The 13,033-nt window shown below is 71.4% G+C and carries 14 protein-coding genes and 1 riboswitch; of the genes, 4 read left to right on the forward strand and 10 right to left on the reverse strand.

The window, feature by feature from the left end; all coding sequences use genetic code 11:
- Window positions 1–3: 3 nt before the first annotated feature.
- Window positions 4–909, reverse strand: coding sequence for an ABC transporter permease (locus VGO10_RS20950; RefSeq protein WP_327471950.1), 906 nt, complete (start codon window positions 907–909; stop codon window positions 4–6).
- Window positions 906–1,709, reverse strand: a complete 804-nt coding sequence (locus VGO10_RS20955) for an alpha/beta hydrolase (RefSeq protein ID WP_327471951.1) — start codon at window positions 1,707–1,709, stop codon at window positions 906–908. The genes VGO10_RS20950 and VGO10_RS20955 overlap by 4 nt, the downstream gene beginning before the upstream one ends.
- 19 nt (window positions 1,710–1,728) lie before the next feature.
- Between VGO10_RS20955 and trxA the strand changes: the two genes are divergently transcribed.
- Window positions 1,729–2,472, forward strand: a complete 744-nt coding sequence (trxA, locus tag VGO10_RS20960; protein ID WP_327471952.1) for a thioredoxin — start codon at window positions 1,729–1,731, stop codon at window positions 2,470–2,472.
- On the opposite strand, the gene VGO10_RS20965 is transcribed toward trxA, so the two are convergent.
- From VGO10_RS20965 to VGO10_RS20985, 5 genes are all read right to left on the reverse strand, one after another.
- The gene (locus VGO10_RS20965) at window positions 2,469–3,278 is read right to left on the reverse strand and encodes an alpha/beta hydrolase (RefSeq protein ID WP_327471953.1); all 810 of its coding nucleotides are present in this window, start codon (window positions 3,276–3,278) and stop codon (window positions 2,469–2,471) included. The genes trxA and VGO10_RS20965 overlap by 4 nt on opposite strands.
- Before the next feature lie 11 nt (window positions 3,279–3,289).
- Window positions 3,290–4,381: a DNA polymerase IV gene (gene dinB, locus VGO10_RS20970; RefSeq protein ID WP_327471954.1), complete on the reverse strand. Its 1,092-nt coding sequence runs from the start codon at window positions 4,379–4,381 to the stop codon at window positions 3,290–3,292.
- A gap of 172 nt (window positions 4,382–4,553) precedes the next feature.
- Window positions 4,554–5,138 (reverse strand): septal ring lytic transglycosylase RlpA family protein, encoded by a 585-nt coding sequence (locus tag VGO10_RS20975; RefSeq protein WP_327471955.1) that lies wholly within the window; start codon window positions 5,136–5,138, stop codon window positions 4,554–4,556.
- 128 nt (window positions 5,139–5,266) lie between these two features.
- Window positions 5,267–5,464, reverse strand: a riboswitch (cyclic di-AMP (ydaO/yuaA leader).
- 78 nt (window positions 5,465–5,542) lie between these two features.
- Entirely contained in the window at window positions 5,543–6,679 is a 1,137-nt protein-coding gene (locus VGO10_RS20980; protein ID WP_327471956.1) for an amidohydrolase family protein, read from the reverse strand.
- 31 nt (window positions 6,680–6,710) lie between these two features.
- Complete coding sequence (locus tag VGO10_RS20985; RefSeq protein WP_327471957.1) at window positions 6,711–7,259, reverse strand: RNA polymerase sigma factor; 549 nt, start codon at window positions 7,257–7,259, stop codon at window positions 6,711–6,713.
- A gap of 195 nt (window positions 7,260–7,454) precedes the next feature.
- Here VGO10_RS20985 and VGO10_RS20990 point away from each other — a divergent pair, with 195 nt between their 5' ends.
- Both VGO10_RS20990 and VGO10_RS20995 read left to right on the forward strand, forming a co-directional pair.
- Window positions 7,455–8,897, forward strand: a complete 1,443-nt coding sequence (locus VGO10_RS20990) for a wax ester/triacylglycerol synthase family O-acyltransferase (protein WP_327471958.1) — start codon at window positions 7,455–7,457, stop codon at window positions 8,895–8,897.
- A gap of 41 nt (window positions 8,898–8,938) precedes the next feature.
- On the forward strand, window positions 8,939–10,657 hold the full coding sequence (locus tag VGO10_RS20995; protein WP_327471959.1) for an NAD+ synthase: 1,719 nt from the start codon (window positions 8,939–8,941) through the stop codon (window positions 10,655–10,657).
- Here VGO10_RS20995 and VGO10_RS21000 read toward each other — a convergent pair.
- On the reverse strand, window positions 10,654–11,052 hold the full coding sequence (locus tag VGO10_RS21000) for a PaaI family thioesterase (protein ID WP_327471960.1): 399 nt from the start codon (window positions 11,050–11,052) through the stop codon (window positions 10,654–10,656). The genes VGO10_RS20995 and VGO10_RS21000 overlap by 4 nt on opposite strands.
- Before the next feature lie 49 nt (window positions 11,053–11,101).
- Between VGO10_RS21000 and VGO10_RS21005 the strand changes: the two genes are divergently transcribed.
- Window positions 11,102–12,034 carry an RNA polymerase sigma factor gene (locus VGO10_RS21005; protein ID WP_327471961.1) on the forward strand — a complete coding sequence of 311 codons (933 nt, stop codon included), beginning with the start codon at window positions 11,102–11,104 and terminating at the stop codon, window positions 12,032–12,034.
- On the opposite strand, the gene VGO10_RS21010 is transcribed toward VGO10_RS21005, so the two are convergent.
- Window positions 12,031–12,486 carry an SRPBCC family protein gene (locus VGO10_RS21010; protein ID WP_327471962.1) on the reverse strand — a complete coding sequence of 152 codons (456 nt, stop codon included), beginning with the start codon at window positions 12,484–12,486 and terminating at the stop codon, window positions 12,031–12,033. The genes VGO10_RS21005 and VGO10_RS21010 overlap by 4 nt on opposite strands.
- Before the next feature lie 10 nt (window positions 12,487–12,496).
- Window positions 12,497–13,030, reverse strand: a complete 534-nt coding sequence (locus tag VGO10_RS21015; protein ID WP_327471963.1) for an adenine phosphoribosyltransferase — start codon at window positions 13,028–13,030, stop codon at window positions 12,497–12,499.
- Between the last annotated feature and the right edge of the window lie 3 nt (window positions 13,031–13,033).

A 13,033-nucleotide genomic window follows, 5' to 3' on the forward strand; every position in this document is an offset into this window, starting at 1 on the left:
ACCCTACGACGACGCCTCCCGCGCCCGCACCCGCGGGTCCAGCCAGACCTGCAGCAGATCGAAGAGCAGCGTGGTCGTCGCGATCAGCAAGGCGCCGACGGCGGTCATACCGAGGATGAGCGTGGTGTTCGAGGTGCCGATGGAGTGGGTCAGATCGCGAAAGACGCCCGGGACCGAGAAGACCTGCTCGACCAGAACGGCGTTGGTGATGAGCAACGGCATCGCCGAGGAGGCGAGCATGGCGGTCGGGCCCAGCGCGACGGGCGCGACGTGGCGGCGCAGGACGGCCCCGTCGCTGAGGCCTTTGGCGCGGGCGGCGCGGATGTAGTCCTCGTCACTGACCTCAACCATCTGCCCCAACATGACCCGCAGGCACATGCCCGCCAGCGGGAGGCCGACGACGATCCAGGGGACGATCAGCGCGCCGAGCCACCCCGTCGGTGAGTGGTCGAAGTCGACGTAGTGCAAGGGGATGCCGACCCCGAGATCGAACCTGCCGATCTCCGCACCGAACAGCAGCAGCGCCATCAGCCCGACGACATACACCGGCGCGCAGAGCGCGACCATCGCGATGGCCTGCATGGCCTGCGACACCGCACCGCGCGGCCGGCGCGCGCAGAGGATCCCGCCGCCAACGCCCGCCACCACACCGAACAGCAGCCCGCCGGCGATCAGGCTCACGTCGGCGGGCAGCCCCTCGCGGATGAGGTCTGCCACCGGCCGCTGCGCGCCCTCCTGGGAGCGGCCGAAGTCGAAGTGCAGGAACGCGCGCTCCAGGTACCGCGGCAGCGAGTCTTCCTGACCTTTGAAGAGCTGCGGGCGCAGCAGGTGGAACATGATCCACGCGCACGTCGTGGCCGCGACGACAACGACCGCGATCCCAATCAGCCGCGTGGCGAGCCGCTTCACGCCGAGGCGGCTGCCGCCTCCGCGGCGACCGCGGCGATGACCTTCGAGAGCTGGCCCCCCTGCCAGGCGATCGGGCTCTGGCCCTCCTCCTCGACGACCAACCGCGCGCCCGGGATCAGCGAGGCGTACAACTTGCCGATCGCCAGCGGGTGGCCGGGGTCGGGCTCGTCGCGGCCGGCCACGACGACCGTCGGTGCGGTGATCTCGCCGAGCTGCGAGCGCGCCTCGAAGGGTCGCGAGCGGGGGACGACCTTCAGCGCGTCGGCCACGGCGTCGGGATGCTCGTGGGCTCCGAGCCGCTGGCGCAGGACCGTCTGCAGCGTCGACCGCCACTGTTCGGGGGTGGGTGGGGCGTCATCACCGTAGGCCTCCACGAACCCCTCGACACCCCCACCGCGCAGCCCGTCGCTCAACGCGTCCCACCGCCCAAGATCTCCCGGCCAGTCCTCCGGGTCATAGGCCGGCGTCACCACCACGAGCCCCGCCACCCGGTCGGGGTGCTCCAGCGCCACCCGCACCGCGGTGTGCGCGCCCATCGAGGCACCCGCCAGCACGGCGCGCTCGAAGCCCGCCTCATCCATCACCGACAACAAGTCCCCCGCGAGATCCGCGTAGGTATAGGCGTCGAGCGACGGTGCCGGGTCTGACGCGCCGTGGCCGCGGGCGTCGTAGGCCAACACGTCGTGGCCCGCGCGCTGCAGCGCCTTGGAGCCCATCACGACGTAGCGATGCGTCGCGGTGAGGCCGTGCAGCAGGACGACGGGGAAGCCGGAGCCGCTTCGCTCTTGGAACAGCGTCACCCGTCGTACCCTAGGAGACATGGCCGTGATCGACGTCACCGAACAGGACTTCCAACAGCAGGTCATCGAGCAGTCGAAGACGATCCCCGTCGTCGTCGACTTCTGGGCGGAGTGGTGCGGCCCGTGCCGCTCACTGGGCCCGCTCCTCGAAAAGGCCGCCGCCGACCGCGAGGGTCAAGTCATCCTCGCCAAGGTCGACACCGATGCCAATCAGCGCATCGCGCTCGATTACCAGATCCAGTCGATCCCGGCCGTCAAGGCCTTCAAGGACGGCGCCGTCGTCTCGGAGTTCCTCGGCGCCGTGCCGCCGCCCAAGGTCGCGCAGTTCTTCGACGCGCTGCTGCCCTCGGAGGCCGACGCGCTGATCGAGGCCGGCGACGAGGATTCGCTGCGCCGCGCCATCGAGCTCGAGCCCGGGCGCGCCGACGCCAAGCTGCGCCTCGCGATCCTGCAGCGCAAGGGCGGCGACCTCGACGGTGCGCTGGCCACGCTGGCCAACGCTCAGGGCGACTTCGCAGCCGACGGCCTCGCCGCGCGCATCCGGCTCGAGCGCGACGGCGACGAGGGCGCGATCCAGGCCTTCGCGGCGCTCGACAGTGGCGACCCGCAGAAGGCGGTCGACCTGCTGATCGACGCGATCGCCTCGGCCAACGGCGCCAAGGACGATCTGCGCCGCGTCGTCGTCGGGATCCTCGACGCGTTCGGCGTCGACCATCCCTTCGCCCGCGACGCGCGGCGGCGCCTCGCCGGCGCGCTCTACTAGCCAGGCGTCGCGGCCAGCGCGTGCGCGCGGACCAACTCCGCAGCGCGCGCCGGCTGCTCCCACCAGAACATGTGGCCGACCCCCGCGAAGATCTCCAGCTGCGCATCCGGGATCAGCGAGGCGATCAGCCGCCCGTTCTCGACCGGCAGCATCTGGTCCTCGTCGCCGTGGATCACGAGCGTCGGCAGCGCCAGCGACGGCAGGCGCGCGCTGGTGTCGTGACCGGCGATCGCCTGCAACTGCAGCATGATCACCGGCACCGGGGCGGGCAGCGACTTGGCCATCGCGCGGAACACCTCATAGGCGCCCTCCTGCGCGGCGAACGCCGCCGAGACGTTGACCTCAAAGGCGGTGCGAATCGCCAGCTCGCGGTCGCCCGACAGCATCCCCGCGCTGAGACGCTGGAGCGTCGACTGGGGCGCCACCACGGAGTCCGGACCGCCGCAGTAGGTGCAGCCCAGCGCGAGCGTCCGGATCCGCTCCGGATGGTGCAGCGCGAGCTCCTGGGCAACCATGCCGCCCATCGAGATGCCGAGCACGTGCGCGCTCTCCCAGCCGAGCTCGTCGAGCAGACCCGCGGCGTCCTGCGCGAGATCGGCGATCGAGAACGGCTCGTCGACGCGGTCGCTGCGGCCGATGCCGCGGTGGTCGTAGGCGACGGTGTCGAAGTCGCGCGCCAGGTCGGTGGCAAACGGCTCGCCCCAGGAGAGGTGCGTGCCGCTCATGCCCTGGATCAACAGCAGCGGCTCACCGGACCCGCTGCGCTGATGGAAGAGGCGGCGGCCGCCGACGGTCAGATGCGACATGACGAAGGACGCTACCCGACGGCGAAGAGCACGAGCTGGCCCGGCGGGATCTCATGCGGCGTGGCCACCGCCACCTCCTCCTCGACACCTTCGAAGCCCGCAACGCGCACGCCGAGCAACCGCACCGGCCGCGGCGGCGCGTACTCGCGAAAGAGCTCCAGCGCGACGGCGATGATCGTCGCCTCGTCGTTGATGTAGGCGTCGATCGACCGCGCACGCGTCACGGTCGTCCAGTCGTCGAGGCGGACCTTGATCGCGACCGTGCGCCCGCGCGTCTGGGCGCGCTGCAGCCCCTCGGCCAGCCGCTTGGACTGCCCGCGCAGGATCGACTCCAGCTCGGCGTGGTCGGCGACGTCGACATCGAAGGTCGTCTCGACCGACCGCGACTTGGCCACGCGCGTCGTGACCAGCGGCGACTCGTCGTGCAGGTGCGCGCGACGGTGCAGGTCGTGGCCGTAGCGCTCGCCGAAGCGCTCCTGCAGCTCGACGACCGGCGCGTTCTGCAGCGCGCCGAGCGTCGCGTAGCCCATCTCAGCCAGCCGCGCCGCGGTCTTGGGGCCGATGCCCGGGACGATCCGCGGGGAGCGGTCGGCGATGTGGGCGGCGCACTGCTCGCGACCGATCGCCACGAAGCCCGCGGGCTTGCCGAGGTCAGAAGCGATCTTGGCGACCAGCCGGTTGGGCGCGATCCCGGCCGAGATCTGGATGCCGGTCTGCTCCTTGACCGCGGCGATCAACTCGCGCAAGAAAGGCAGCGGCTTGTCGATGCCGGTGAGATCGGCGTAGGCCTCGTCGATCCCGGCTTGTTGGAGGACATCGACACGCTCGCGCACGAGGCCCCAGACCTCGCGCGACTTCTCGGAGTAGGCCTGGTGGTCGGGCGGGATCGTCACCGCCTGCGGGCAGCGCCGCCGCGCCTCGGCCGCGCTCATCGCCGAGCCGACGCCGAACTTGCGCGCCTCATAGGACGCGGTCGTGACGACCGCACGCGGGCCAGTGCCGGCGACGATCACCGGCAGCCCCTTGAGCTCCGGCCGCCGCTGCAGCTCGACCGACGCGAAGAACGCATCGCAGTCGAGGTGAGCTATGACGCGCTTCGCCACCCGTCAAAGGTACGCGGCGCACCCGACGCGCCCACCCCACCATGCGTCGAGGGACGACTGCACCACGCCCTCGGGGTTCAGTCGTCCCTCGATGACCCAAAGGGTGCATCGAGGGACGACTTTGGGGTCCTCAGGACCCACAGTCGTCCCTCGACGGCCCAGGGTGATGCCGCTAGCGCGTGGTGAGAACCGTGCCGGTCGAGCCGAAGCCGAGCTTGGCCTTCGTCGCGGCGGTCAGGTCGAACTCGCGGGCGCCCACGTAGGGGCCGCGGTCGACGACCGGCACGCGCACGGTACGGCCGCGGTAATGCAGCGTGACCTTCGTGCCGCACGGCAGCGACTTGTTGGCGACGCCGAGCGTGCCGGGCGTCAGCGTGCCGCCGCAGGCGAGGTGGCCGCCGTAGAGGCCGGGGCCGTACCACGAGGCGAGCGCCCGGCGGTAGATGCGGGCCGTGCCCGCCAGGTGGCGCGACGAGGACAGCTCGCGCGTGCCGCCGAAGTGGACGCGCACGCGCTTGGTGCCGGTGCGCGCCGCGCGCCAGACCAAGACGTAGCGGCCGTGGCGATCGGTGCGATCGTGGTCGACCGTCCTCCACCCGCCACTGCCCTTGGCCAGCTGCAGCGAGACGGCGCGGCCGGCGCCCGCCGGGCGCAGGGCGCCACGGACGACGATGCTGTTGCCCGCCATGACCGTGCGCCGCACGCTCCTGACGGTCAGCGAGGACGACGCCTTGATCGCGACAGGCGTCGCGGCCAAGGTGGGCGCTAATGGAGACTGCGTATCGGAGCTCGCGACGGACGGACCCGCCGCGACGATGGTCGTGCTGAGAAGCGCGCTCGTGAGACCCGAAGCGCGCAGGTTCTTGAGCCTCAAGGAGAGGCACCTCCTACGTGATCAGCGCCTGCGGGGTTAGCTGTCGGGCTCGCGACAAGCCGCGGCGCGTGCATCGGGCACGCGTCGGTCAATCGCTACGGGGCCAGTGGGCCCCGACTCGCCCCAGCCGGTCGGATCGCACTCACGACCGGCAGATGGGTCCCCCGCCCGTCTCCGATCAGGCGGAGACGGTTCGGCGTTCGAACAAGTGTTCGTTCAGACTATCCCGAGACCCGGGCCGCTGTGTGAACCGGGTCACACAACCAGCGGTCAGCCATTGACAGCTGTCAGGCCGAGAGCAGGGCCTCGGCGGTGCCCGCCAAGACCATCGCGGCCAGCGCGGGGTACAAGCTCGCGAACGGATGCATCCCCTCCGCCATGCGCTGCTGGGACACCGCGATGTAGCGATCCATCTCATTCAGCACTTCACGATGCTGCGCACCGTCAGGCGCCTGGCAGGCCAAGCGCGCCAGCGAGAACGCCTGGGTCGCATCACCCTGGAGGAACGTGACCTGCACGGCCGTGGCCACGTAGCTGATCACCCGCTCGAAGCTGAGCACGCGGGCGCCGAGGTTGCCCGTGCCCGCCGCCGGGCCCAGGTCCAGGAGGTCGTCACCGGCGAGCACCCGCTCGATCTGACCGCCGGCGATCACCGCAGCCTGCTCGGGCGTCAGCCCGACCGCCCGCGCGCAGCGCAGCATCAGCAGCGCCGGATACCGCGGCCCGCCGTACGGCATGTCCGAGGCGTACAAGATCTGCCCGGGCGGCACGGTGGCAAACAGCGTCAGCATGTCGCTCACGTGCCACCACGACGTGTCGAACAGGATGTTCGGCAGTCGGCCCACGTGCGGCGCCAGCAGCCCCAAGTCGCTGATGCCGGCGTGCGCGAGGATCAGCCGGGCGCCCGGATGCTCGGTCGCCAGGTGCACGATCGGGTCGCCGAGGTCAGGGATCCCGCGGCCGGCGTGAAAGAGCACCGGCAGCCGGTGCTCTCCGGCCAGCGCGACGAGCTCCTCGACAACCGGGTGCGGGAGCACGAAGCCATCGCTGCGCGGATGGAGCTTGAAGCCCCGGGCGCCGGCCGCCAGACAGCGGCGCGCCTCCTCCATCGCATCGGGCGCCTTGGGATCGATGCGCGCCAGCGGGACGAGCCGACCATCAGATTCCGCACACGAGCGCAGGACCCAGTCGTTAGGCCCGCGATAGCCGTCGGGCTCCTGCATGGCGAAGACCAGCGCGCGCTGCTGGCCGGCCGCATCCAGCGCCGCGATCAGCTCTTCTGGATCGGCCTCAAAGCCATCGGGATCGTGATGGCCGATGTGGGTGTGGGCGTCGAACCAGGAAACGCTTTCCCCCAGCCACGCAAGCTCGCGCGACCACAGCTCGACGAGGACGTCTTCGAAGGGCAGACCGACCACCGGCACGGTGCGCACCCTACCCGAGTGGTCAACGGCGTTAGGCGGCTACGCCGTCCTCCGCGCGCAGCGACCCCAGTTCGGCGCGCAGGCGGGCGAGCCCGAGGCGGATCCGACTCTTGGCGGTGCCGAGCGGCACGCCGGCGCGCGTCGCGATCTGGTCGGCGGTCAGCCCGCCCCAGTAAGCGAGCACCAGCGCCTCGCGCTGGGAGTTGGGCAGGCGGCCGAGCGCGGCGCGGACGTCGGAGCGGTCGGCCGAGGCAAGCGCCAGGTGATCGGGCTGCAAATCGGCGCCGCGGGAGACGTCATGGGCGACGACGACCTTCAAGCGATCCTCGGCCCGCCCGGAGGCCTGCCCCTCGCGCCAGACATCGACCGCGCGACTGCGGGCCATCAGCCGCAGGTAGCTGCCGACCTCGCCGCGGCCGGCGTCGAACTTCTGCGGGTTGCGCCAGACGCGCAGAAAGACGTCCTGGACGACATCCTGGGCCGCCGCCGAACTGCCCAGCACGCGGTGGGCGGTCGCGTGGACGCTGCGCCGGTGCTCGTCGTAGATGCGGCCGAAGATGACGGGATCGCTGAGGTCCATCGCTACGTGCTCCAAGTCCGGAGAGGGGTCAGACGGAGAGGGTCTACCCGTGCCACCAGCACCTTACACACGATGTTGAAGGTTAGCAAAGCCTGTGTAGAACCTGTGTGCAGACACCCTGCAAGAACCTGCCTTTCGCGCCGTCGTCCACGACCGCCTTGCGGCCTCCCCCATGCGGCTGCCACCATCCGTCACGTGCCCGCCCGGCTGACCGCTCTCGACTCGTCCTTCCTCCACCTCGAAGACGGTGGCGCCCACATGCACGTGGCTGCCGTCATGACCTTCGACGGGCCGCCGCCGGCCTACGACGACCTCGTCGAGGCGATCGCATCGCGGCTGCACCTGGTCCCGCGCTACCGCCAGCGGCTCGCGTTCGTGCCGCTCGGCCAAGGCCGCCCGCGCTGGGTCGACGACCCGCACTTCAACCCCAACTACCACATCCGCCACGCGGCGCTGCCCGCCCCGGGCTCCGACGATGAGCTCAAGCGCCTGGCCGCGCGGATCTTCGGCCAGCGCATGGACCGCAGCAAGCCGCTGTGGGAGATCCTGCTCGTCGAGGGCCTCGCCGAGGACCGCTTTGCGATCCTCTCCAAGACCCACCACGCGCTGGTCGACGGCGTCAGCGGCGTCGACGTCGTCTCGGTCCTCTTCGACACCGCGGCCGACCCGACGCCCGTCTCGCAGCCCGCCGCGCCGTGGCTGCCGCGCCCGGTGCCGACGAGCACCGAGCTGCTGGCCGAGGCGCTGCTGGAGCGCACGACCGTCCCGGCCGAGGCCGTCCGCGGCCTGCGCGCGCTGACCCGCGCACCACGCCAGGTCGCCGGGCGGCTCGTCGATGGCGTCGCCGGCCTCGGGTCGATGGCGCGCGCCGGCCTGAGCCCCGCCCCGCGTTCGCCGCTGAACGTCCCGATCGGCCCGCACCGGCGCTACACGTGGGTCGACGCCGACCTCGCGCGCTTCAAGGCCATCAAGTCGGCGCTGGGCGGCACGGTCAACGACGTCGTGCTGACGGCGGTCTCGCTGGCGCTGGGTCGCTGGATGCGCGGGCGCGGCGAGGCGACCGACGATCTCGAGCTGCGCGCGATGGTCCCGGTGTCGGTCCGTGCCGAGGCCGAGAACGGCGCGCTCGGCAACCGCGTGGCGACGATGTGGGCGCCCTTGCCGGTCGGCGTGCGCGACCCGCGCGACGCCTTCGCCCAGGTGCACGAGGCGATGAAGGACCTCAAGGAGTCCGGGCAGGCCGTCGGCGCCGAGACGCTCACGCAGCTGGCCGACTTCGCACCGCCGACGATCATGAGCCAGGCCGCGCGGCTGCAGGCCCGCCAGCGCTTCTTCAACCTCGTGGTCACCAACGTGCCCGGGCCGCAGGTGGAGCTCTTCCTGCTCGGCCGACGCATGCGCGGCCTCTACCCCGTCGTCCCGCTGGCCAAGAACCAGGCGCTCGGCATCGCGATCATGTCCTACAACGGGCGTCTCGGCTTCGGCCTGCTCGCCGACTTCGACGCGCTGCCCGACCTCGAGGAGATCGCCGAGCACCTCGAGAGCGCCATCGACGACCTCGCCGCGGCTGCCGGGGCCGACGAGCGCCTCGGTCGCACCGGCCCGCGCCGGCGCCCCACGCCGGTCGCGAGCTCCTGAGCCATCGCACAGGCCGCACGGCCGGGTAGCGTCCAGCGCGCATGCGCCTCGCTCTGAGCCAGCTCAACCCCACCGTCGGCGACCTCGCCGGCAACGAGGCCGCGATCCGCGAAGGCATCGCGCGCGCCAAGGAGGCCGGCGCGCAGCTCGTCGCCTTCCCCGAGCTGGCGGTCACCGGCTACCCGCCGGAAGACCTGCTGCTCAAGGAGCACTTCCTGCGCGACGCGCGCGCGGCGGTCGAGCGGCTGGCCCAGGACGCCGACGGCATCGTCGCGCTCGTCGGCTTCCCCGAGCGCGCCGACGACGTCTACAACGCGCTCGCCGTCCTTGCCGACGGCCACGTCCAGGGCATCTACCGCAAGATGCGCCTGCCCAACTACGGCGTCTTCGACGAGGTGCGGTACTTCCAGGCCGGGACCGAGCCGGCGATCATCGAGGTCGACGGCGTGACGGTCGGCGTGACGATCTGCGAGGACGACTGGGTTCCCGATGGCCCGATCGTCGACGAGGCGCTGGCCGGCGCCGAGATCGTCGTCAACCTGTCGGCCTCGCCCTACCAGGCCGGCAAGCCCGCCGAGCGCGAGACGATGCTCAAGCAGCGCGCCCGCGACAACCTCACCGCGTTCGCCTTCTGCGCGATGGTCGGCGGTCAGGACGAGCTGGTCTTCGACGGCACGAGCGCGGTCTACGACCACCACGGCACCGTGGTCGCCCGCGCGCCGCAGTTCGCCGAGCACCTGCTGATCGCCGACGTCGACGCCCATGCTGCTCGTGCGGCGCGGCTGCGCGACACGCGCCCGCGCCTGGCCCGGCGCGTCGAGCACCGCCCCGTCGCCCACCTCGGGCGCTTCACCACCAGCGCCGGCCGCGCCGCCGAGCCCGCGCCCGCCGGCGAGGTGTATGACTTGCTCGACGCCGACGCCGAGGTCTACGCCGCGCTGGTCCTCGGCACGCGCGACTACGTGCGCAAGAACGGCTTCGAGCACGTCGTCTTCGGGCTCAGCGGCGGCGTCGACTCGACGCTGGTGGCGACCGTGGCCGTCGACGCGCTCGGGCCCGAGAAGGTGACCGCGGTGAGCATGCCCTCTCCGTTCTCGTCCTCGGGCACCAAGAGCGACGCCCGCGCGCTCGCCGAGAACCTCGGCATCGCGTTCCACGAGCTGTCGATCGCCGAGGCGATGGAGCTCTACGACGGCATCCTGGAACCCGTCTTCGGCGACCGCGAGAAGGACATCACCGAGGAGAACCTCCAGGCCCGCATCCGCGGCAACCTGCTGATGGCGATGTCCAACAAGTTCGGGTGGTTGGTCCTGACGACCGGCAACAAGTCCGAGATGTCGGTCGGCTACTCGACGCTCTACGGCGACAGCGCCGGCGGCTTCGCGGTCATCAAGGACTGCCCCAAGTTGTTGGTCTACCGCTTGGTCGACGTCCGCGCGCATCGCGACGAGCACTCCCCCATCCCGGAGTCGATCGTCACCCGCGCGCCGAGCGCCGAGCTGCGCCCCGACCAGAAGGACGAGGACTCGCTGCCGCCCTACGAGATCCTCGACGCGATCCTGCTCGGCTACGTCGAGGAGGACCTCGGCCGCGAGCAGCTGATCGCCCGCGGCCTGCCCGAAGCAGACGTCGACCGCGTCCTGCGCCTCGTCGACCTCGCCGAGTACAAGCGCCGCCAGCAGCCGCCCGGCATCAAGGTCACCTCCAAGGCCTTCGGCCGCGACCGCCGCGTGCCGATCACCAACCGCTACAGGGGTTAACGGACGGCGATCGTCATCCGGACGAGCGAGCAGAGGCGCTGCTCGTCGTCGGTGATCTCGACCTCCCACACCCACGTCGTGCGGCCGCGGTGGCGCACGCGGGCCAGCGCGTGGATGGTCCCGCCGAGGATCGGGCGCAGGAACGAGGTTTGATTCGAGAGGCCTTGGGCCGACTTGCCGCCGGCCTGCACCGCGTACCACGTGCCCATCGAGGTGATCGACTCGGCGATCGAGGCGAAGACGCCGCCGTGCACCAGGCCGGCCGGCTGCTTGACCTTGTCGGTCACCTCGACGTGGGCGCGAATCTCGCCCGCTTCGAGGTCGACGGCGTCGAGCACGAGGCCGTAAAGCCCGTCAAATCCGGCTTCAGGGGCGTAGGGAAGCTGAAGATCCATGAGGGAGCGGCACGATACCGGCGGTCGTTCGGTTAGCCTCCTGCGCCGCATGGCGCGCTTCGACGATCTCCCCGCAGACCAGAAGGCCGTTCTCCAGCTCGTGCTGCGCCAAGGGCGCACGTACGGCGAGATCGCGGGCTTGCTGAAGATCTCGACCGAGGCGGTCCGTGACCGCGCGCTCACTGCGCTCGATGCCGTCGGGCCGACGGGCCTGCCCGATCTCGATGACGACTTCCAGGACGACATCGGCGACTACCTGCTCGGCCAGCAGTCCGCCTCGGCCCGTGCCACGACGCGCGAGCAGCTGGAGAGCTCCCAGTCGGGCCGCGACTGGGCGCGCGGCGTCGCCACCGAGCTGCGCTCTGCCGGCGTGGCCGGCGACGACTCGCTCCCGGAGATCCCAACCGACCCGGCCGAGGTCGACGAGGCCTTCGACGCGCTGCACGCTCGCCGTGCCGCCCGCGCCGACCAGGCGCGCTCATCGCGTCTCGGCGGCATCCTCATCATCGCCGCTGTCCTGCTCGTGATCGTTGGCGGCGTCCTCGTCCTCACCGGCGTCATCGGCGGCAGCGACGACAACAAGAGCAAGGACGCCGCTACCACGCCGACGCAGACCTCGACGGTCGCCACGACCGCCCAGGTCGAGCAGCAGATCAACCTGACCCCGCCCAGCGGCGCCAACAAGCCGCTCGGCGTCGCCAACCTCGTCTCTCAGGACGGCCAGCGCGCGCTGGCGATCGTCGGCCAGGACCTGCCGGCCTCCGGCCACTACGTCCTCTGGGTCCGCAACGGCTCCAAGTCGAAGTTCCTGGGCTTCTTCCCGGTCGTCACCGGCTCGGGCGCCAACAAGGGTCGCCTCCAGGGCCTCGTCGCCGCCCCCAGCGACCTCGCCAGCTACAAGGAGCTGCTGGTCACGCGCGAGCCGAGCAGCACGCCCAAGCAGCCCTCCACGATCATCCTGAAGGGGACGATCGGCGGCTAGTCAGACGGCGCGGTGGCGGCATACAGCGCCGCCAGCGCCTGCAGCGCGCCGTCAAGCTGCTTGCGCGCAGCGCGCTTGACCAGAAACCCACCGAAGCGCGAGATGCCCTGGAGCTTTTGCTCCAGGCGCACCTCGATGCGCGTGGCATCCTCGCCGTGGGGCTCCAGCGTCACGGTCGTCTCTGAGCGCCGCAGCAGCTTGGCGAACGGCGTGCCTTCGAGATCTTGGGACCAGGCGACCAGCCGCGGCTTGTTGCGCTGGCCGATCCGGAAGTCCGCCCGGACCAGCGCGCCGCGATCAGAGCGCAGCACCTCGGTGAAGCCGCTGCCGCTCACGCCTTCGACGCGCTCGACCCGCGGCCACCAGCGCGCCAGCTGATGCGGGTCGGCGACGGTCTGCCAGACCGCGGCGGGGACGGCCGCGATCGTCGCGCTGCGGCGCGTCACCGGCATCGCGCGCGCCTCACTCGCCGTCGTCGTAGCGCAGCAGCGCGTTGACGTCGTACTGCGCCAGCCGCTGGCGGCCGTTGAGGAACGCCAGCTCGATCAGAAAGGCGCAACCCACGACGACGCCGTCGAGCTGCTCGACCAGCTCGCAGAGAGCGCGCGCGGTGCCGCCGGTCGCCAGCAGGTCGTCGTGGACCAGGACGCGGGCTCCCTCGGCGACGGCGTCGGAGTGCAGCTCCAGCGCATCTGTCCCGTACTCGAGCAGGTACTCGGCGCGCACCGTCTCGTGCGGCAGCTTGCCGGGCTTGCGCGCCAGGACGAAGCCGGCGCCCAGCTCGCGGGCCAGCGCGGCGCCGAGCAGGAACCCACGCGCCTCGGCGCCGACGACCACGTCGGGCTTGAGCGGGCGCGCGAGGTCGGCGAGCTGCGTCACGGCGGCGTCCAGCGCCTCCGCCGACGCGAGCACCGGCGTGATGTCCTTGAAGGCGATCCCGGGCTTCGGGAAGTCGGGAATGTCCCGGACGTAGGAGTACAGGTCGACGTCGGCCATGGC

It is taken from the genome of Baekduia sp. (genome assembly GCF_035996765.1).
GTDB lineage: Bacteria > Actinomycetota > Thermoleophilia > Solirubrobacterales > Solirubrobacteraceae > Baekduia.